At 69.4% G+C, this 20393-nt stretch carries 18 protein-coding genes; 8 read left to right on the top strand and 10 right to left on the bottom strand.

The window, feature by feature from the left end; genetic code table 11:
* The coding region (locus Q0581_RS07615; RefSeq protein WP_298699089.1) for a phosphomethylpyrimidine synthase ThiC at positions 1 to 464 on the top strand (464 nt) is incomplete at its 5' end.
* A gap of 3 nt (positions 465 to 467) precedes the next feature.
* Here the strand turns inward: Q0581_RS07615 and Q0581_RS07620 are convergent.
* Positions 468 to 2252, bottom strand: coding sequence for a DUF262 domain-containing protein (locus Q0581_RS07620; RefSeq protein WP_298699090.1), 1785 nt, complete (start codon positions 2250 to 2252; stop codon positions 468 to 470).
* 86 nt (positions 2253 to 2338) lie between these two features.
* Here Q0581_RS07620 and Q0581_RS07625 point away from each other — a divergent pair, with 86 nt between their 5' ends.
* Together Q0581_RS07625 and Q0581_RS07630 are read left to right on the top strand one after the other, a co-directional pair.
* Positions 2339 to 2845: an AAA family ATPase gene (locus Q0581_RS07625; RefSeq protein ID WP_298699091.1), complete on the top strand. Its 507-nt coding sequence runs from the start codon at positions 2339 to 2341 to the stop codon at positions 2843 to 2845.
* The gene (locus tag Q0581_RS07630; protein ID WP_298699092.1) at positions 2842 to 3021 is read left to right on the top strand and encodes a hypothetical protein; all 180 of its coding nucleotides are present in this window, start codon (positions 2842 to 2844) and stop codon (positions 3019 to 3021) included. The genes Q0581_RS07625 and Q0581_RS07630 overlap by 4 nt, the downstream gene beginning before the upstream one ends.
* A gap of 28 nt (positions 3022 to 3049) precedes the next feature.
* Here the strand turns inward: Q0581_RS07630 and Q0581_RS07635 are convergent, their stop codons facing one another.
* Entirely contained in the window at positions 3050 to 3709 is a 660-nt protein-coding gene (locus Q0581_RS07635; RefSeq protein WP_298699094.1) for a DsbA family oxidoreductase, read from the bottom strand.
* On the opposite strand from Q0581_RS07635, the gene Q0581_RS07640 reads away from it, so the two are divergent.
* On the top strand, positions 3708 to 4541 hold the full coding sequence (locus Q0581_RS07640) for a class I SAM-dependent methyltransferase (RefSeq protein WP_298699096.1): 834 nt from the start codon (positions 3708 to 3710) through the stop codon (positions 4539 to 4541). The two genes, Q0581_RS07635 and Q0581_RS07640, sit on opposite strands and share 2 nt — an antisense overlap.
* A gap of 7 nt (positions 4542 to 4548) precedes the next feature.
* Here the strand turns inward: Q0581_RS07640 and trxA are convergent, their stop codons facing one another.
* Genes trxA through Q0581_RS07675 form a run of 7 tightly spaced genes read right to left on the bottom strand, consistent with a single transcriptional unit; the run spans position 4549 to position 14519 of the window.
* Positions 4549 to 4875, bottom strand: a complete 327-nt coding sequence (gene trxA / locus Q0581_RS07645; protein WP_298699098.1) for a thioredoxin — start codon at positions 4873 to 4875, stop codon at positions 4549 to 4551.
* A gap of 2 nt (positions 4876 to 4877) precedes the next feature.
* A complete protein-coding gene (addA, locus tag Q0581_RS07650; protein WP_298699100.1) occupies positions 4878 to 8363 on the bottom strand; it encodes a double-strand break repair helicase AddA in 3486 nt (1161 codons plus the stop codon).
* The gene (gene addB / locus Q0581_RS07655) at positions 8360 to 11434 is read right to left on the bottom strand and encodes a double-strand break repair protein AddB (protein WP_298699102.1); all 3075 of its coding nucleotides are present in this window, start codon (positions 11432 to 11434) and stop codon (positions 8360 to 8362) included. The genes addA and addB overlap by 4 nt, the downstream gene beginning before the upstream one ends.
* Positions 11431 to 12147, bottom strand: coding sequence for an N-acetylmuramate alpha-1-phosphate uridylyltransferase MurU (gene murU, locus Q0581_RS07660; RefSeq protein WP_298699104.1), 717 nt, complete (start codon positions 12145 to 12147; stop codon positions 11431 to 11433). The genes addB and murU overlap by 4 nt, the downstream gene beginning before the upstream one ends.
* Positions 12144 to 13232, bottom strand: a complete 1089-nt coding sequence (amgK, locus tag Q0581_RS07665) for an N-acetylmuramate/N-acetylglucosamine kinase AmgK (RefSeq protein ID WP_298699106.1) — start codon at positions 13230 to 13232, stop codon at positions 12144 to 12146. The genes murU and amgK overlap by 4 nt, the downstream gene beginning before the upstream one ends.
* On the bottom strand, positions 13225 to 13683 hold the full coding sequence (gene tsaE, locus Q0581_RS07670) for a tRNA (adenosine(37)-N6)-threonylcarbamoyltransferase complex ATPase subunit type 1 TsaE (RefSeq protein WP_298699108.1): 459 nt from the start codon (positions 13681 to 13683) through the stop codon (positions 13225 to 13227). The genes amgK and tsaE overlap by 8 nt, the downstream gene beginning before the upstream one ends.
* The gene (locus tag Q0581_RS07675) at positions 13680 to 14519 is read right to left on the bottom strand and encodes a 1-acyl-sn-glycerol-3-phosphate acyltransferase (RefSeq protein ID WP_298699110.1); all 840 of its coding nucleotides are present in this window, start codon (positions 14517 to 14519) and stop codon (positions 13680 to 13682) included. The genes tsaE and Q0581_RS07675 overlap by 4 nt, the downstream gene beginning before the upstream one ends.
* A gap of 114 nt (positions 14520 to 14633) precedes the next feature.
* On the opposite strand from Q0581_RS07675, the gene Q0581_RS07680 reads away from it, so the two are divergent.
* On the top strand, positions 14634 to 16757 hold the full coding sequence (locus Q0581_RS07680) for a S9 family peptidase (protein WP_298699112.1): 2124 nt from the start codon (positions 14634 to 14636) through the stop codon (positions 16755 to 16757).
* Positions 16758 to 16852: 95 nt separating this feature from the next.
* On the opposite strand, the gene Q0581_RS07685 is transcribed toward Q0581_RS07680, so the two are convergent.
* Entirely contained in the window at positions 16853 to 17164 is a 312-nt protein-coding gene (locus Q0581_RS07685) for a hypothetical protein (RefSeq protein ID WP_298699113.1), read from the bottom strand.
* Positions 17165 to 17351: 187 nt separating this feature from the next.
* On the opposite strand from Q0581_RS07685, the gene Q0581_RS07690 reads away from it, so the two are divergent.
* Genes Q0581_RS07690 through Q0581_RS07700 form a run of 3 tightly spaced genes read left to right on the top strand, consistent with a single transcriptional unit; the run spans position 17352 to position 20388 of the window.
* Positions 17352 to 18038, top strand: a complete 687-nt coding sequence (locus Q0581_RS07690) for a hypothetical protein (protein ID WP_298699115.1) — start codon at positions 17352 to 17354, stop codon at positions 18036 to 18038.
* A 19-nt stretch (positions 18039 to 18057) separates the two neighbouring features.
* Complete coding sequence (locus Q0581_RS07695) at positions 18058 to 18897, top strand: hypothetical protein (RefSeq protein ID WP_298699117.1); 840 nt, start codon at positions 18058 to 18060, stop codon at positions 18895 to 18897.
* A 45-nt stretch (positions 18898 to 18942) separates the two neighbouring features.
* Positions 18943 to 20388 (top strand): AMP nucleosidase, encoded by a 1446-nt coding sequence (locus Q0581_RS07700; protein WP_298699118.1) that lies wholly within the window; start codon positions 18943 to 18945, stop codon positions 20386 to 20388.
* The last annotated feature ends 5 nt before the right edge of the window (positions 20389 to 20393 follow it).

The following is a 20393-nucleotide window of genomic DNA, read 5'->3' on the forward strand; positions in this document are numbered from 1 at the left end:
CCATGATCGGCTGGTTCGGCACGGCCATGCTCTGCTACGTCACGCCCAAGGAGCATCTGGGCCTGCCCGACCGTCAGGACGTGAAGGACGGCGTCATCACCTACAAGATCGCCGCCCACGCCGCCGACCTGGCCAAGGGCCACCCTGCCGCCCGCCTCCACGACGACGCCCTGAGCCGCGCCCGGTTCGAGTTCCGCTGGGAAGACCAGTTCAACCTGGGCCTGGACCCCGAAACCGCCCGCCAGTTCCACGACGAGACCCTGCCCAAAGAAGCCCACAAGACCGCCCACTTCTGCTCCATGTGCGGCCCGCAATTCTGCAGCATGAAGATCAGCCAGGACATCCGGGATGCCGCGCGGGGGCAGAATGATGCAGGGGGTTCTCTGGCGGAGGCCGAGGCCGGCATGGCCGAGATGTCGGCGAAGTTCCGCGCCGGCGGCGGGGTGGTGGAAGTGAAGGTGTGAGGGCTAGCCGAACTGCTTAGCGATGGCGGCGATCTGAGGTCCGTTGGCCTTGATCGTCGTCGCCCCGATTCTGAGGTAGCACTCTCCGTTCAAGAAAGACGGAGCGTGTTGCCTAGGAACACGAACCCTGATCACGGACCGCCCTTTGTAAGCAATGAGGTCCATGCCCGCCAAGACGTTAGTCTTAAGCGGATCGTCCAATGCAGAATTCCGTACGTAGTCCGAAACAATCCTCATGTACTGATCGAGTGGCAGGCCGAGCTGGGCAGCCTCGCGGTCAACTCCGACAATTTGAGCGGTATCAAAGTTGACCGCCTCGACGTCATAAAGCTCCAACACGCGCTTCGCATCAGCCGGCTTGTCCACGATACCGATGTAGATGAAGCCGTCCGCGTCGGGACCAATGTTAGCTATGCCGCAGATGGTCTCAACGATAGTTTGTAAGGCGGTATCGTCGCGTTTCTTTCCATCCTCCAAGCGCAGGATGCCTTGTTTAAACTCATACCGAGAATTTTCCATCCTCGCTCTGCGTATGGAATTTTCGAAATCGAATACTAGCCCCGGTCCATGCGAAAACGCCGCGACATCGCCTGCGATGAAATGATCGCGGATTAGCCCTTTTGCCGTTCTTATATTATCCTGACGGTCCGCCGTCTTCGTGTGTTTCATGCCAACACTAATTCGGTCGGTAAGGTTGTTCAGAGATTCAAAAATCTTTGCCGGATCGCCCGGCTGAAGATTCTCTCTATGCATCAGCTCATGAAACGCCATAAACACTGCGAAGAAGGGAGCCTTCTGAGCGTTACTAGTTGCCTTCGGATAGACCAGCTTTCTGAATGCAAATCGGCTGGTATCGACTGCTTCGATTACTGATCTGACCGCAGAGAATGTGATTTTGATTTCGTGCGCCAATCGATCGCGACCATATGATCGTAGATTGTCGTCGACTGTCAGAGCAGCTTCTGTGCCCTGGCGATATATCGCGTCGAGGTATTCTCCCGTCGCTTCAGCAGGTACGTCTCCCACCAGAGAAGCAATCAAGTCCGCGATTAGCTGTTCGTCATCGCTGTCACGGAGATCTCCGGTACGGAGTACGCCTTGATAGCACCAAAAAATATCTTCAGCCTTCAATGCGTACCCATGCGGGTTGCGGCTCGTTTCGATGCTGATTTCCGGCATTTCGCTTAGAAGAAGCGTCTCGCGGGATACGTCGCCCCGGATTTCAGCAGCTAAGCCACGTACTAACTCAGCGAAGGGTGAGAGAACGCCTGCTTGGCGCCGCTCCTGATCGCTCAACTGCTTGCCGCCAGAATTGATGCGCCGGAACACATCGGTGATGCGAGCTTCTGACTCCCCAGGAAATACCGTCACCGCTAACTGGTAGTCTAGCAGGTTTGCGCACTGCGCTGCATCCAGCCGTTCGACCTCATCCGGATATGGCGTGAACAAGCCTGCCTCAGCAGCCTGTCGCGCTCGGGGAAGCTCCTTGAGATCGAAAACTTTATCGTCCCACTTAAAGTTGTGCTCGATGAAGGAGAAAACAGCGTTCAACCGCTGCATGCCATCTATGATCTCCCATCGTATGGGCTGATCAGGCGACGAAGGCGATTTCTCCGCAAAAAGAAACAAAGGCAGCGGATAATCTCTAAGTATGCTATCAATAAGACGCTGTTTCTCGGCGACCGTCCAAACCAACTTCCTTTGGTACTGCCTATTGACCAGAAGAACACCATCTCTATATGCCCGATAAACGGTTTGTATGCTCATGCCTTGAGGCGCTACGGTCATCTACATTCCTCTACTTGCAGCGCCGTGACACGCGCGAAAAGTGAATTGCAGGTGACATCAGGACGGTCATTAATGCAACGGTGAGAATGCCCGCCCTCGTCCTCCTCGCCGGGCCTAACGGCGCCGGGAAGACCACCTTCATCAACGGCTATCTGCGCGAACGCGCGGAGGCCTTCCAATTCGTCAATCCGGACGAGGTCGCGCGCGACCTGCCGCCCGGTCCCGGCCGTGATCTGGCCGCCGGGCGGCTGGTGCTGGAACGGCTGGACGCCCTGTTCGCCGCCCGCGCCGACGTGGTGCTGGAAACCACCCTGGCCAGCCGCGCCCACGCCGTGCGCGTCCGTGACTGGAAGGCGGCGGGATACCGGTTCGAACTGGTCTATCTCAGCCTGCCGTCCGCCGACGCCTCCGTCGCCCGCGTCGCGCGCCGGGTCTCCGAGGGCGGGCACGGCATTCCGGAACAGACCCTGCGACGGCGTTATCCGCTCAGCCTCCACTATCTGGAGACAACCTACAAACCGCTGGCCGACGACTGGAAGGTCTATGCGAGTGGCGGCGAAACCCTCCAACTGCTAGATTGGGGACCGCGATGAAAAAGCCCCTGTTCGATCACGAGACCGTCCTGAAGGCTGGCCGCCGCGCCGCCGAGATGGCCAAACATGGCACACGGGAAGAGAAGTCCGGCAAATTCCTGCCGCCGCCCGGCTGGAAGGGTCATCTGGTCACCGCCGCCGACGCCGCGCCGAAGAAGCCCGGCAAGGCGGCCTAAGCGCCCTTCTCCCGCTAGGGGAGAAGGCTCATTCGCCAGCGATCTTCCTCAACGCCTCTTCGAACACCGCCGCCGGCTGGCCGCCGCTGATCAGGTATTTGCCGTCCACCACCACGGCCGGGACGCTGTTGATGCCGCGCGCGCGCCAGGTCGCCTGTTCGGTCCGCACCGCCTGGGCGTAGCGGCCGGAGGCCAGGACTTCGGCGGCCTCGGCGCGGTTCAGGCCGGCGGTTTCGGCGGCCGTGGTCAGGACGCCCGTGTCGGTCAGGTTGCGGTTGTCGGTGAAATGGGCGTGGAACAGGGCGGTCTTCAGGGCGGCCTGTTTGTCTGGGGCGACCTCGCCCGCCCAGTGCAGCAGGCGGTGGGCGTCGAAGGTGTTCCAGATGCGGCTGGCGTCGGTCATGCGCATGTCGAAGCCAACCTCGGCGGCGCGGGCGCGGATCATCTCGCGGTTCTGGGCCGACTGTTCAGGGGTCGCGCCGTATTTGCGGCCGATGTGGTCGACGATGTTTTCGCCCTCGGGCGCCATGTCGGGGTTCAGCTCGAACGGGCGGAAGGTGATCCGGGCCTCGATCCCCTCGGGCTTCAGCCGATCCAGCGCCGTCTGAAGACCGCCCAGCCCCACCACGCACCAGGGGCAGACCACGTCAGAGACGAAGTCGATGTTCAGGGTTCTGGTCGGGGTCATGGCGGTCTCCGTCGTGGGCGTCACCGCATATGGGCGCTGCGTCGCGGATGAACAGGCGGGGTCGCTGGACTTGGCGGCGGGGCGCGGGGCAAGGTCGGGCATGGCCATCCGCTTTCACCACATCGCCTATCGCGCGCTGGACGTCTGCAACGCCGTGGAGATGGCGGCGATCGAGGCGGCGGTGGCGCGCACCGGCCTGCCCCCCGGCGCGCGGGTGCTGGACATCGGCTGCGGCAACGGGGCGGTGGCGGCGCGGCTGGCGCGGATGGGGTTTGCCGTCACGGCGGTCGAGCGCGACGCCGACATGGCCGATCTGGCGCGCGAACGCACGGCCGGCAGCGGCGCCGAGGTGGTCCAGGCGGATTCGGGCGAGGTGCTGGCGGCTTCGCAGCCGTGGGATCTGATCCTGGCCCTGGGCGCGACCGAGGCGGCGGCGGCGGGTTTGCGCGAGCCTCAGGCGGTTCTGGCGCGGCTGAAACAACACCTGCGGCCCGGCGGCTGGCTGTTGTGGGGCGATCTGTTCTGGGCCGCCGAACCGCCCGCGCCTCTGCGCATGCTGGTCGAGGCGACCAACGACTATCTGAGCCATGAGGGCTGGCAGGCGGCGGCCCGCGCGGCGGGCTATGGCGTCGACCAGGCCCAGGCGTCATCGGCCGAAAGCTGGGATCGCTACACCGCCGCCATGGACGGGGCGGCGCGCGACTGGCTGGCGGTCCATGGCGATGCGCCAGAGGCGGCGACCGTGCGCGCCGCCGCCGACCGGGTCAGGACAATGTTCGACTTCGGCCGGCCCTATATCGGCTTTGGCCTTTATCTGCTGAAGGCGGACTGAGGGCCGGTCAGGCCACGCCGCTGTCGGCCAGCCATTCCAGAATCTTGCCCTTGGGCATGGCGCCGGCCTTCATCGCCGCCATCTGGCCGTCGCGGAACAGCATCAGGGTGGGAATGCCCTTCACCCCCAGTTTCGACGGGACCAGGGGGCTGTCGTCGATATTGACCTTGGCGATCACCACCTTGCCGGCCAGTTCGTCCGAGATCTGCTCCAGCGCCGGGCCGATCTGCTTGCACGGTCCGCACCATTCGGCCCAGAAATCCACCAGCACGGGGGTGGACGCCTTCAGCACGTCGGTTTCGAAGCTGTCGTCGGTGACCTTGACGGTGGCCATGCTCATTCTCCTGATCGGTCGCCCAGCATAGGCGATTCGTCGGCGGGGATGTGGGGGGCGGATGCGGCGACCGCCAGAGCTGCATCCATCAGCGCGCGCGGCACGGGGGTCAGGCGCGGCCCGTCGGTCCAGACCAGGGCCGCCTCGACCGGCCGGTCGGGATACAGCCGCCGCAGCACCGCCGCATAGGCCGCCAGTTGCAGCACATAGGCCGGGTCGGCGTCCTCGATACGGTCGGGCGCGGGGCGGTTGGTCTTGTAATCGACGATCAGCACCCGGTCCGGCGCCACCACCAGACGGTCGATCCGCCCGGCCAGGGTGACCCCGGCGCCCAGTTCCGGCGCCCCGCCGGTGATGGCGACCTCGGCGCGCGAGCCGGGGCCGAACACGGCGCTGAAGCGCGCGTCGTTCAGCACGCCCAGGGCGGCCTGGGCCATCTCGGCCTTCTGGTCCGGCGTCAGATCCGGCTCGCGCGCCAGAAGGCGGGCGGCCAGGTCGGGCCAGGCCGCGGCCGGCGCCTCGGGCAGGCGCTCCAGCAACCGGTGGATCAGATCGCCGCGCCGGAACCGGCCCAGCCGCCCGGCGCGCAGCAGCGGCGACGGCGCCGGGATGCGCCGCATCTCGCCCAGTTGCGACGGCGACGCCAGCCGTCCGGCTCGATCGATGGGCGCCGCGCGTGTGGTCCAGTCGGGCAGGGCGGCGGCCGGGCCGGGCGCAGCGGGGTCCGTCTGCGGGACCGCGACGGGATCGAGGCCATAACGGCGCAGGCCCGGCCCCGCCGGGCGCACGGCGTCGCCCAGCCGCTCGAAGGTCTCGGTCAGCACCGTCCACCAGCTGCCGTCGTCGGGCGCCTTCACCCCCGTCCGGCCCATGATGACGATGCGGTCGCGCGCCCGCGTCAGGGCGACATACAGCAGCCGCATCCCCTCCGCCGCAATCCGCTCGTCCCGCTGGGCGCGCAGGGCGGCGCTGGCGGCGCAGTCGTCGCGCGCGGCGCCGGGACACATCAGCCAGCCCCCTGCGCCCTGCATCAGGGCCGGACCCTGGGCCTTGGGCCGGGCGGTGGTGTCCGGCAGGATGACGATCGGCGCCTCCAGCCCCTTGGCGCCATGCACCGTCATGACCCGCACCTGACCGCGCGCCTGGTCCAGCTCGCGCTTCACCTCCACCTCGGCCGCCTCCAGCCGGGCGAGGCAGGTCTCCAGGTCGGCGGCCCCGCGCTGTTCGGCCGCCAGAACCTGGGCCAGGGTCTCGTCCAGCGCCTCGGCCGCCTCGGCGCCCAGCCGCGCCAGGAACCGCGCGCGGCCCGACCGGCCGCTGTTGTCGATCCGGTTCAGCAGGCCGCTGAAGAAGGCGAAGGGATCACGATCCCGACTGGCGATGGCTGCCTGGGCCAGGTCGCGCGCCGCCGCCCACTCCGGCCGCTCATCCGCCCGTTCGCGCAGTTCCCGCCACAGACCGCCGCGCCCCGGCCGCCCCGCCAGATCGAACAGTCCGTCCTCATCCACATCGCACAGGGGTCCGCGCAGGATTTCGGCCAGCGACAGATCGTCGTCGGGGAACAGGGCGAAGCGCGCCGCCGCCATCAGGTCGTCGAAGGCGATATGGTCCTTCAGCTTCAGCCGGTCGGCCCCGGCCACCGGAATGCCCTGAGCCTTCAGGGCGCGCAGGATCTCTTCGAAGGTCGCATCGCGCCGCCGCACCAGGATCAGGAAGTCGCCATAGCCGCAGGGGCGCAGGGCGCCGTCCCGGTCATGCACCGCCACGCCCTGTTCGACCTGTCGGCGGATGTCGGCGGCCAGGCGTTCGGCCAGGCGCTTGCGCGATCCGGTCGGCGGCTCCTGGTCCACCGGCGCGTCCCAGGCCTCGGCCTCGGGCGCCTTCTCGTCCACGAACAGGTCGACGATCTCGACACAGCCGGGGTGACCGGCGCGGGCGGCCAGGTGCCGGGGCATGTCGCCGCGATCCGGCGACAGGGCGCGCGCGCGCTCGGGCGTGCCGAACACGGCGTCGACGAAATCCAGCACCGTCTGGGTCGAGCGGAACGAGGTGTCCAGCGGCACCTCGGCGAACGGCCGCCCGGCGCCCAGGACGCGGTCTTGATACTGGCGGCTTTCCTCCAGCAGCCGTTCCGGCCGCGCACCCTGGAAGGAATAGATGGACTGTTTCTCGTCCCCCACCGCGAACAGGGTGCGCCCGGCCACCGGGCCGGCGAAGAACTCCTCGGTCAGGGCGCGCACGATGTCCCATTGCTCGGGCGCCGTGTCCTGGGCCTCGTCGATCAGGACATGTTCGATGCGCGCGTCCAGCTTGTACAGAACCCAGGCGGCGCCGTCGCGGCGGGTCAGAAGCTCGGCCGTGCGCGCCACCAGATCGGGGAAGTCCAACGCCCCGCGCCGCACCTTGGCCAGGTCGTATAGCGCGCCATAGGCTTGAGCGAGCGTCAGCACCTTGGCCGTCTCGTCCGCCACCCGCGCGGCCCGCACCCCATCCAGCGCCGCCAGATAGGCGCCTTGCGTTTCCGCCAGGAAGGTCACGGCCGCCGGGGGCGCCGACTTGGTGCCCAGACGCGCGCGCGGGGTTCCGCCGCCGGTCATGAACACCGGCTCCAGATCGTCGAAGGTCGCCTCCGGCGGCTGGGCCGCGCGCATGCGGATGGCGGCGTCCTGATCGGTCTTGGAGCCGGTCGCCATGCCCTCGGCCGCCTCACGCCAGCCGCGCGCATCCAGCCGGGCCATGAAGGCCGCGCCCAGGGTCTGGGGCGTTTCGCCCGGCGCCACGCCCACGGCGGTCCAGGGGTCGGGCGCCGACCCGGCCTCCATCGCCTGCACATGCTGCAGCAGGCCGATGCGCTGGGCCTCGATCAGGGCCAGCAGGCCGTTGAACCGCTCATGATCCAGGGCGACGGCGAAATGGGCATATGCGGCGCCGACCGGACCTTCGGGGTCGCGGACCGCCGCCTGGGCCAGGTCACGGCGGGCCTGGCGCGACAGGGCGCGCGCCGCCTCGTCCTCCAGCACGGTGAAGCGCGGCGACACCCCCGCCTCGATGGGAAAGCGCCGCAGCAGTTTTTCGCAGAAGGCGTGGATGGTCTGGATCTTCAGCCCGCCGGGCGTCTCCAGCGCGCGGGCGAACAGGCGCCGCGCCCGCGACAGGGCCTCGCCGTCCAGCGCCTTGGGATCGCGGCCGTCCAGTTTCGCCAGGGCGGCCGCCAGCTCGGCGTCGGACTTCACCGCCCAGTCGCCCAGCTGTTCGAACAGGCGGGTCTGCATCTCGGCGGCGGCGGCCTTGGTGTAGGTGACGCAAAGCACCGCGCCCGGATCGACCCCGCCCAGCAGCAGCCGCGCCACCCGGTTGACCAGGGTCGAAGTCTTGCCCGATCCGGCGTTGGCGGTGACGAAGACGGTCGCGGCCGGATCGGCGGCGGCGATCTGATTGGCCAGAGCCTGAATCGGGGCCTGGCGCACGGGATCGAGGGCGGCGCTCATTCCTCGACCTCCACCGAACCGGCCACGGCCCATTCCCAAACACGCGCCAGGTGGTCATAGCCGCCGCCGTATTGGCCCATGAACTGCGGCGCGGCCCACGACAGATAGGGGGTCGCCGGGTCGTCGAACCGGGCGATGCGCGCCTTCAGACCCTCCAGTGCGACCTCGGACAGGGCGGCCGCCTCGGCCCCTTCGGCGCGGGTCACGACCTCGCCCGCCACCTTGCGCCCGCTGACCCGCACATAGGTCAGGGCCTCGGGATCGACCGGGCCGCGAGTCGCCTGGAACCCACCGCCGGCCAGGATGGCGCCGGTCAGGGTCAGTTGCGGCGCCAGACCGGCTTTGACCTGTTTCGCGCTGGGCGGGGCGCCCGTCTTGAAGTCCATCACCGTGGCCCCGGTCGCCGACAGTTCGATGCGATCGGCCCGCGCCTTCAGCATGAAGGCTTCGCCCGGCGTGACGATGGGCAGGACGCCCACCTGCTCCACCGCGATCTCGATGCCCCGCGCGCGCCGCTCCTGTTCGAACGCCACCAGCCAGCGGGCGGCGTTGCGCGCCAGCGGTCCCTCGCGCGCCAGGTCGGCGTCCTCGAACCCTTCTTCGCGCAGCGCCCGCATCAGATGGGCGTGCAGCCGGTCCTCGGCGTCGGGCGGCAGGTCCACGGGCCAGTCTTCGGTGAAGCGTTCGATGGCAGAGTGGATGGCCTGGCCGCGCGCCATGGCCTCGATGTCGCGGCCGGGGCGGTCGATCTGCTCCAGGTTCAGGATGCGCTGGGCGTAGAGAGAATAGGGGTCGCGGATCCAGCGTTCGACGCCGGTGACATACAGGCTGCGCGGGCGCCGTTCGACCGGCGGGCGCGGGTCGGGGCGTCGGGCCAAGCGGGGGCGGCCTGGCGACGGCGCATCCAGCCGCGCGGCCCAGTCCTGAACATGCTCAGGCGCGCTCAGGGCCACCGGCGCGTGCGCGGGATCGTTGGCGGCGCGCACCAGCATTTCCAATCGCCACAGCCAGCGCGACCGCACCGCCGGCTGGCCCCCGCGCCGCTGGGTGCAGACCAGCACCGCCTCGGGCGCGGCGGCGGCCTGGACGAACTCATGCGCCGCCTGACCCACCCGTCGTTCGACCGGCGGCAGGCCCAGGGCTGTGCGCATGGCCCGCGACAGCAGGGGGTCGGTCGCGGCGACGGCGGGCCAGACGCCCTCTTCCAGCCCGGCCAGGATCATCCGGTCCGCCCGCGCCAGCGATCCCTCGATGGTCCCCAGGATGCGCAAGGACGGATGGGTCGCCTCGGCGCCGCGCACCGGCGTCTCGCGCGCCAGCATCTCGATCAGTTCGGCCAGGCCCTCGGCGTCGATGTCCCCCAAGGCCGCGCCGCCGTCGATCAGGGCGCTGAGCAGACCCGCCGCCGCCTCGCCGTCCGCCCCGGCCCAGGCGCCCTGTCCCGCCAGGGCCTCGACCAGACCGGTCAGGGTGTTCGCCGCCTGGTCCAGCGGCAGGGTCTGAAAGACGGCGCCGGCATGCAGGGTCTCCAGCGCCTGGGCCAGGCCGCGCGCGGCGTCCAGATCGGCCTTGCGCCCCGGCGGTGGTTCGCGGCCGTTGCGATCCGGTCCGGCGGCCTTCAGCAGCCGCTCGACCATGCGGGGCCAGGTGCGCGGCGCCGATCCGCGCAGGGCGTGACGCTCCAGCGCCCGTAGGGCGGCGGGGCCGTGCGCCTCGATCAGGCGCGGCCGCACCAGGGCATGCTTGGCCAGCCCCAGGATCAGGTGCGGATCGGTCGGCGCCGCCAGCCAGCGCGCCGCCAGATCGACCAGCGTCCCGGCCGGATGCAGGCTCAAGGGATCGCCCACCGACACGTCCGGGACCACGCCCCAGCGCTCCAGCCGCGCCCGCACCCGCCGGGCCAGCCCCTGGTCCGGCGTCACCAGGGCGCAGGTGCGGGGCGAGCCGTCGGCGTGGGGCGTCTCCAGCGTCTGGCGCATCATCATGGCGATGGCGGCGGCGGCCTCTTCCTCGGCCCGCGCCTCCAGCAGGCTCAAGCCCGCCAGACCCTCGGCCACCGGATCGGCCGCCTGTCCCGCCTCGGCCGCCTGGGCGCGCAGGTCGCGGATGGCGGCAAGCCAGTCGCTGGTCGCCTCGGGCGGACGCAGGGCCTCGTTCAAGACCTGGGTGCGGGCCGGGCCGCGCGGGTTGGTGGCGTCGTCGCCGCCGGGCCAGGGCCGCACCTGCGCCCGCTCGATCCCGGCCACAGCCAGGATGCGTTTCAGCCCGCCCTGCGGATGCTGGTCGTCGATCTGGTCCCACACCGCCGGGTCCAGCATCAGATCCAGCCCCGGCGCGACCACGCAGCCGCGCGGCGCGCGCGCCACGGCCGCCAGAACGGCGGCGGCGCCCGGCCCGGCGGCGGCGGCCCCGGCGGCGATGATCGGATGGGCTGGCGGCCGTTCGTCCCACAGCTGGGCCAGGCGCCGCAGCAGGCGCGCGCGCCGCTGGACCGCATCCATCAGCCCCAGCTCGGCCAGCCGTTGCGGCCAGGCCGTGACCGCCAGCCCCAGGAACCGGGCCGATTCCTTCCAGTGCTGGGCCAGGTCGCGCTCGGCCAGATCGGCGACCCGCTCGATGTCGGCGACCTCTTCCAGGGCGCAGGAATCCATGAAGCCGCCCAGGGCCTCGGCCATGTCCAGGGCGCGACGGGGCGTCAGGCCGGGATCGAAATCCTGCACGATCATGCGCGCCATCTCGAACCGGCGCGTCAGGGGGGCGATGGCCGGCGGCAGGTCCAGACCCAGTTCGCCCGGCGCGAACGGCGCCTCGTCCTCCTCCAGGTCGCCCAGGGGCCGCACCTGCGGCAGCAGCACCGGCCGGTCGCCCGCCATCCGGGCCAGGGCGCGGGTGAAGTCGCGCGTCGCCCGCCGGTTGGGCAGCAGGATCACCGCATCCCCCAGCGCTTCGGGCGCCGCCGGTCCCATCCAGTCCAGCACACCGCGCGCCAGGTCTTCCAGGAACGGCCGATGCGCCGCGATGGCCCACCAGCGCGGCCCCGCACCCGCGAACGGATCGAAGATCAGGCTCACGCGGCGCCCTTCAGTCGCGCCTCGGCCTCATCGCGGGCCTGCGGATCGCCGACATGCATCCAGTCGCCGTCCAGAACACAGCCATACAGCCGTCCCGCCGCCGCCGAGGCGCGCCACAGGGGGCTGAGCGAAAACGGACCCTCCGGCCCGGTGTCGGCATAGTCCGGCCGGGTGATGTGCACCCCCATATAGGCGTAGGGCGCGCTGGCGGCGTCGCCCCGGAACCCCAGCCGCCCGTCATCGGCCAGAAAGAAATCCCCGTCCCCCTCGAAGCCGATCGACCCTTCGCGTCGTGCCAGCAGCAGGGCCGCGTCCATGCGGTCGGCGTCCCACAGGCGGATCAGTTCGGCCAGCGCGCTTCCGCGGTCGATCCAGACGCTGTCGATATTGGCCACGAACACCGGATCGTCGCCCAGCAGCGGCCGCGCCTTCTTCAGCCCGCCGCCGGTCTCCAGCAGTTCCGCCCGTTCGTCGGAAATGACGATCTCGGGCCCCCGCCCGCGCGCCTTCAGATGCGCCTCCAGCCGGTCGGCGAACCAGTGGACATTGACCACCGCCCGCTGAACCCCGGCCTCGGCCAGCCGATCCAGCACATGGTCGATCAGGGCCCGGCCGCCGACATCGACCAGAGCCTTGGGCCGGTCATCGGTCAGGGGGCGCATGCGGGTGCCCAGGCCGGCGGCCAGCACCATCGCCGTCCTCGGCGCGCTCATCGCCGGGCCTCCGGCGGCACATGGCGGGCGAACCAGTCGGCGACCGTCTCCAGTCCCGGCTGGCGCAGATTGCGCTCCAGATGCGTCCACATGCGCGGCATGAAGGCGGCGTATCGGGGCTTGGCGTCGCGCACGATCAGCCGGGCGAAGATCCCCAGGATGCGCGCCTCGTTCAGGGCCGCCAGACCGGCGTAATCCTGCATGAAGGCCGCCCGGTCCACGTCGGGACGCAGGACGAAATAATGATCCAGCGCCGCCGCCTCCAGCGCCGGAGGCACATCGCGCCGCGCGTCCTGCAACAGGGAATGCAGATCCCACGACGGATGCGCCCGCACCGCGTCCTGGAAGTCGATCATGCCCACCCGCGCCGCGCCGTCGCGATCCGGCAGCCAGATCAGGTTCTCGGCGTGATAGTCGCGGTGGGCCATGACGGTCGCCCCGGTCGCGCCGCGCTCGACCACCGGCGCCCAGGCCGCGCGCCAGTCGGCCATGGCCACGTCGTCGAAGGCCAGTTCGGGCTTGAGCCGGGGCATCCACTCCACGAACAGATCGGCCCCGCCCTGCAGCGCCGTCTGGTCATAGGTCAGCAGCGGCCAGTCGCCGCCGGGGCCGCGCAGAACTTCCGGCGTCGGCGACTGATGGATGACCGCCAGGGCCTCGATGGCGGCCATGTACAAGGGCGTCTCGTCCGCGCCGTCTTCGATCACCCGCGCGAACAGGGCGTCGCCGAAATCCTCCAGCACGGCCAGGCCCGCCTCGGCATCCAGAGCCACGACCTCGGGCGCCGATAGGCCCAGAGCCTTCAGATGCGCCGCCACCGCCGCAAAGGCCTCGATCCGCCCGGCCGACAGGCGGGCCACGGCGTTCCAACCCTCGGCCTGACGCCGATCCGGCGACCAGGCGGGGTCGCAGGGGCGGCTTTCAGCGGCCGCGGGCTGGTCCATCAGCATCAGGGACCGACCATCCGGCGTGGTCAGCCGTTCATACCGCCGGGTCGAGGCGTCGCCGGGCAAGGCTGCGCGCGCCGCCTCGCTCAGGCCGGCGACGGTCAGGAAGTCCAGGCGTTGGCGTTCGCGGTCAGACATGCAGATCCTTCAGCCTCTGTTCCCAGTCGCCTGCGCCGGAAACGGTCGCACGGCGCCCCCCGTCGTGTTCGGCCAGGGTGATCTTCAGCGGCTCGACCCCCAGCCAGGCGACCGGATCGTCGCCCAGCCGCTCGGGCCATTCGATCAGAACGGCCCCGCGATCCAGCGCCTCGTCCAGGCCGATCTCGACCGCCTCTTCCGGCCGGGTCAGGCGGTACAGGTCGAAATGGGCGATGGCCGGTTCGCTCTCATAGAATTGCACCAGGGTGAAGGTCGGGCTGGGCACGTCTTCATCGGGCGTGGTCAGGGCGCGGATCAGGCCGCGCGCCAGGGTCGACTTGCCCATGCCCAGGGGGCCATGCAGCAGCACGGCGTCCCCGGCCGCCAGCAGCGGCGCCAGGGCCGCGCCCAGCCGCGTCGTCGCCTCGGCGTCGGCCAGATGCACGATCATGCGAATTCCGCATCCGGCTGGGCCGGCAGGACGCGCTCGGTGAAGGCTTTCAGCGCATAGGTCGCGCGGGCCGGATCAATGTCCAGCCGCGACGGCGGGACCGGCAGGCCCACGGTCAGGCGAAAGGCCTGTTTCTTCTTGTTCAGCATCTCGTGGAACAGGGTCACGTCCCGCAGTTCGCGCGAGAATCGGTCGAACAGATGGAACAGGCGCGAATAGGGACCGCTGACATGGATCGGCACGATGGGCGCATCATATTTGCGCGCCAGGGAGGCGGCGGTGGTGGCCCATTCGGGATCGGTCAGAGAGCCGTCGCGCCCCACCCGCGCCAGCCGTCCGGCCGGGAACATGACCACGCAGCGCTCGGCCTCAAAGGCGGCCTTGGCGGCGGCCAGGGTGGCGCGGGTCTTTTCGCGCGTGCGCTTGTCGACCACCCATTCGACCGGAATGACCGCTTCGCCCAGGCGCGGCGAGACCCGCAGCGCATCGGCGTTGGCGAAATAGATGCTGTCGGTGCGCCGTCTGCGGATGGCGTCGAACACCGCCACCCCGTCGGCGATGCCGGTCGGATGGTTGGCCACGACGATGCAGCGGCCGGTGGCGGGAACCCGGTCCAGGTTCAGCGCCGACACCTTCAGGTCCAGCAGGTCCGCCACATGATCCAGCGCGTCTCGGCCCGGCAGATCGGCGATGGCTTCGGCCATGGACCGCGCCTGGCGATAGCCCAACAGGCTGTACAGACCCGGCCGCACGACGGGCCACAGGATCGAGCCGGTCAGGCGCGGCGCCCGCTCGGCGATCAGCACGTCGACGATGTGGGGCGAAGCGGGCGTCATGCCCACCGGTTGTCGCCGCTGGCGCGGCCGGGGGCAAGCGGCTTTGCGGCCGGGGCGGGGCGGTGCTACGCCTCGGGCCGCCGCTGTTTTCGTCAAGCGCAAGGATCGCCCTGCATGACCCGCCTGAACCGCCTGCTGACCGGCCTGTCCGCCGTCGCCCTGATCGCCGCCGCCGCCCCCGCCCTGGCCGAAGGCCCCGCGCCCGTCCCCGCCCCGTCGATCCAGGCGACGGCCGCGACCGCGCCCTTCACCTATCAGGACATGATCGGCCTGAACCGCCTGTCCGACCCCCAGGTGTCGCCGGACGGCAAATGGGTGGTCTATTCGGTCACCACCACCGACATGGACGCCAACCGCCGCACCAACCATGTGTGGATCCGCGGCCTGGACGGATCGGCCGAGCCGCGCCGCCTGGCCCTGTCGGACGGCGGCGCCAACACCGCGCGCTGGGGTTCGGACGGGCGCATCTATTTCCTGTCGGGCCGGTCGGGCTCCAGCCAGGTCTGGCGGGCCGAGGCGGACGGGACCGGCGCGGTCCAGGTCACCGACCTGCCCACCGACGTCAACGCCTATCGCCTGAGCCCCGGCGCCGACCGGCTGCTGGTGTCGCTGGCGGTCTATCCCGATGCGGCGGACCTCAACGCCTCGGTCCAGCGCGGCAAGGCGGCGGCCGAGCGCAAGTCGACCGGCATGGTCTATGACCGCATGTTCGTGCGCCACTGGGACACCTGGAACGACCACACCCAGAACCATCTGTTCGCCGTCTCGATCGGCGCCGACGGCCGCGCCACGGGCGACGCCGCCTGGGTGACCAAGGGCTTTGACGGCGACACCCCGTCCAAGCCGTTCGGCGACGAGGGCGAGTTCACCTTCACCCCCGATGGCCGGGGCGTGGTCTTCTCGGCGCGCGAGGCCGGCAAGACCGAGCCGTGGAGCACCAATTTCGACCTGTACCGCACCGACCTGTCGGGCGGCGGGCGGTTCGAGAATCTGACCGACGACAACGACGCCTGGGACACCGGCCCGGTCTTTTCGCCCGACGGCAAGATGATGGCCTATCGCGCCATGGCCCGGCCGGGGTTCGAGGCCGATCAGTTCGCCATCATGCTGCGCGACATGGTCACCGGCCAGGTCAGCCGCGTGGCCCCGCAATGGGACCGTTCGGCCGACGCCGTGCAATGGTCGGCCGACGGACGGACCCTGTATGTCACCGCCGGAGACGTGGGCCAGACGCGCATCTTCGCCGTGGACGTCCAGCGTGACAGCGTCGTTCCGATCACCGGCCCGGGCCATGTCTCGGCCTTCAGCCTGACGCCGTCGGGCATCGTCTTCGCCCAGGACACGCTGCAGACCCCGTCGGAGCTGTGGTTCAAGACCTATCGCGGCCGGGAAATGCCGCGCCGCCTGACGCGGGTGAACCCTGTTCTGGATCAGCGCGCCTTTGGCGAGGCCGAGCAGTTCAGCTTCCCCGGCTGGAACGGCGAGACGGTGCATGGCTATGTCATCAAGCCCGCCAACTATGTCGAGGGACAGCAATATCCGGTCGCCTTCCTGATCCACGGCGGGCCGCAGGGGTCGTTCGGCAACAGCTGGTCGTTCCGCTGGAACCCGTCGTCCTATGCGGGCGCGGGCTATGCGGTGGTGATGATCGATTTCCACGGCTCGACCGGCTACGGCCAGGCGTTCACGGATTCAATCAGCCAGCACTGGGGCGACCGCCCGCTGGAAGACCTGCAGAAGGGCTGGGCCCACGCCCTGTCGACCTATGGCTTCCTGGACGGGAACCGCGCCTGCGCCCTGGGCGCCTCCTACGGCGGCTATATGGTCAACTGGATCGCGGGCCAGTGGAACGAGCCGTGGAAATGCCTGGTCAATCACGACGGCGTCTTCGACACCTTCAACATGGGCTTCGCCACCGAGGAGCTGTGGTTCACCGAATGGGAGAACGGCGGCACGCCCTGGCAGAACCCCGAGGGGTATCAGCGCTTCAACCCCGCCAATCACGTCGCCAACTGGCGCACGCCGATGCTGGTGGTCCAGGGCGACCGCGACTTCCGCATCCCCACGTCCCAGGCCCTGTCGACCTTCACCGCCCTGCAGCGTCAGGGCATCGAGAGCCGCTTCCTGGTCTTCCCGGACGAGAACCACTGGGTGTTGCGTCCGCAGAACAGCCTGCAATGGCACAATGAGGTGTTCGGCTGGCTGGACCGCCACATCGGGACCGGCGCTGCGCGCTGAGGCGACGCCTTATCGCTCATGAAGCCTTATCGCTCATGAAGAAGGGGACGCGAGGGCCAGGCCCCGCGTCCCCTTTTTTTGTCGTTCGGTGCGGATCAGGCGCCGGTGCGGCGCGTCTCCAGGGTGCGCGACAGGCGGGCGTGTTCGCGCGAGGTCATGCAGCGCGGGGCCGACCAGGTCTCGCCCCGACGCTTGGCGCTCAGCACCTGATCGGCGGTCATGAACACCGGCGCCTGGCCGTACTGGCGCTCATAGTCGCGGCGGGCGATGGCGCCGCTTTCGCACCACATCACCGCCTGCGGCCTTGCCGCCGCGCGCGTCTCGCCGCCGGGCGGGGCGGCCATGGCGGGGGTGAAGGCGCTCAAGGCCAGGGCGCTGGCGGCGGCGGAGATGATGAAACGGCGCATGCGAAACCTCCCGGTCTGGACCTGAATTCGATCAGGGTTCGGAGCGATAATGCGCCAAAATGCGTCGATGTAAAGAATATGCGACAATCTGATATGGATTTCGTGAAATACGCGCCGATTACGGTGCAATTTCAAACGCCGGTCCAGAGCGATCTGCGCGGCCGCGATTGAGCCGCCGACCGATTCCATGCCTAGCTGGGCCATGACCCGACGCGGCCTGATCGCTTCCGTCCTGGCCTGGCCCAGCCTGGCGACCGCCGCCACCGCCTCGGCCCAGGCGGGCGGACGCGTCGCGACCGCGCCCTATGGCCCCGACCCGCGACAGAGGCTGGAGATGTTCGCGCCATCCCGGTCCATCGCGGCCGCGCCGGTCGTGGTGATCCTGACGGGCGGTGATCGGGCGGCCGGGCGGCACCTGGGCCGCGCCATGGCGGATCAGGGCTTTCTGGGCGTGGCGGCGGGGGTGCGCGCCGCGCCGGGCACGGCCTTTGCCGACTTCATCGCCGACGCCGCCCGGGCGGTAAGTTCGGCCGCCGAAGCGTGCGAAGGCTACGGCGGCGATCCGGGGCGCCTGACCGTTCTGGGCTGGGGCGACGGCGCCCATGCGGCCTGGATGCTGGCGCGGGACCGCCGCTATATGGCCGCCGTCGGCCGGACGGGCCTGATCCGGGCGGTCGCCGCCATCACGCACGGCCGGACGCGCCGGGGGTTCGACGCCGCGGCCACACGCGCCGCCTTTTCGGCCGCAGACCAGCCGCCCCTGCTGGAGACCACCGACGCCACGCCCTCGGCCCTGGCCGCTTTTCTGCATGACCGGCTGGCGGCGCCGTCAGGGTCGGTCAGTAGCGCCGACGCCGGACCCGGCGCACAATGATTGGCGACTGGAGAACCCCATGCGCCTGCTGACCGTTTCGATTCTGGCTTCGGCCCTGGCCGCCGCCGCCTGCACCCAGGCCCCCGCCGCCGCCCAGGAGCCGGTGGCGACCACACTGGACGGCGCCTATCGTCAGGCCCTGGCCCTGACGCCCCTGCCTTATGAAGTCGAAAACCAGCATCGCTACTGGCTGTCGCTGCCGGCCGACGAGCGGGGCGACGAAACCTATGAGCTGGAGCGGCTGCAACGCCGCATCGTCCAGGACCGCAAGGCCCGCGCCGTCCGCACCACGACCGAGGCCCTTCAGGCCGGGTGCGTGGACATCGTGTTGAAGGGCTGTTCGGTCACATCCGGCGGCTTCGTCCAGGGCGGCGACCAGCGGCTGTGGTTCCAGATCCAGGACGGCTTCACCGACGAAGACGGCGTCGGCGGCGGGGTGGTGATCTTCGAGCAGGAGGCCGGCGGCGCGCTGAAGCCGATCTACTGGACCTTCGAGGGGTCGCGCTATGACGCCCCCATGCTGACGCCCCATGGCGAGGGTCAGTGGCTGCTGATCGTGCCCGGCATCTCGCGCGGCACCGGCAGCGGCGACATGACGGTGATGATGCTGTGGCGCGACGGCGCCTGGCGGGCGGTTGACGTGGACTGGCAGAGCCGGGCTGGCGATCTGCTGAAGGGGTTCGAGGTGCGGCACCAGCCGCGCTGGCATTTCCCGGAACTGAGCGCCCACACGCCGCTGTGGCGCGCGTCGGACGCCAACTGCTGCGGCGAAGGCGGTTCGGCGGGCCTGACCTTCGACATCGTTCAGGACCGGCTGACCCTGACGGATGTGAACATCCAGGGCCGAAACGACGATTAAGCGTCGCCGTCTCGCAAACGCCATGGTCTTCCGCTAAAGGAGGCCATGACAAACACGATGAACGCACAGGCGGCGCTGGCCCGCCTCGAAACCCTCTACACCGCTTCCGTCGCTGACCTGCGCCAAGCGGTGAAGACCTTCCTTGAAACCGGTGAACGCCCCGACGCCGAAGCGCGCGCCAAGGGCCTGTTCGCCTATCCGCGCCTGCGGGTCAGCTGGTTCGGCGAACGGCCCGCCAACCTTGAGACCCGCGCCTTCGGCCGGCTGTCGCGGCCCGGCGTCTATGAAACCACCATCACCCGCCCGGACCTGTACGGCCCCTATCTGATCCAGCAGCTGGAGTTGCTGGAGGCCGACTATGGCGCTCGGTTCGAAGTCGAGCCGTCGGACCAGGAAATCCCCTTCCCCTATGTGCTGGATGGCTCGGACGTGGTGCTGGACCGCACCATGACGGCGGCCATCGCGCGGTATTTCCCAACCACCGACCTGGCCCATATCGGCGACGAGGTGTCGGATGGTCTGTGGGATGTGGGCGAGACCTTCCCCCTGGCCCAGTTCGACGGCCTGCGCACCGACTTCTCTCTGGCGCGGCTGAAACACTATACGGGTACGCGCGTCGACGACGTCCAGAACTACATCCTGTTCACCAACTATCACCGCTATGTCGACGAGTTCGTGCGTTGGGCCTGCGCCCAGCTGGCCGATCCGAACAGCCCCTATGAGACCCTGAGCTGCGCCGGCGGCGTTATCATCACGCGCGAAAATCCCGACCCCGAACTGGCCATCCTGGACCAGGCGTGGCGCAAGCATCAGATGCCGGCCTATCACCTGACGGCGCCGGGCTGGGAGGGGGTGACCCTGGTCAACATCGGCGTGGGACCGTCGAACGCCAAGACCATCTGCGACCACCTGGCGGTCACCCGGCCGCATGCCTGGATGATGATCGGCCATTGCGGCGGCCTGCGGCCCAGCCAGACGGTCGGCGACTATGTGCTGGCCCACGCCTATCTGCGCGACGACCACGTTCTGGACGCCGTGCTGCCTCCGGACATTCCGATCCCCAGCATCGCCGAGGTTCAGCGCGCCCTTTACGACGCGGCCAAGATCGTTTCGGGGGCGCCCGGCGAAGAGGTCAAGCGCCGCCTGCGCACCGGCACGGTGGTCACCACCGACGACCGCAACTGGGAGCTGCGCTATTCGAAATCGGCGCTGCGCTTCAACCTGAGCCGCGCGGTGGCCATCGACATGGAAAGCGCCACCATCGCCGCCCAGGGCTATCGGTTCCGCGTGCCCTACGGCACCCTTCTGTGCGTGTCGGACAAGCCGCTGCACGGCGAGATCAAGCTGCCGGGCATGGCCAACCGCTTCTATGAAGGCTCGATCTCGGAACACCTGCAGATCGGCATCCAGGCCATCGACCTGCTGCGGGCCGAGGGCATGAAGCTGCATTCGCGCAAGCTGCGGGCCTTCGACGAGCCGCCCTTCCGCTAAACCCC

Origin of the sequence: uncultured Brevundimonas sp., from assembly GCF_937863155.1 — a bacterium.
In the GTDB taxonomy this organism is placed as follows: domain Bacteria; phylum Pseudomonadota; class Alphaproteobacteria; order Caulobacterales; family Caulobacteraceae; genus Brevundimonas.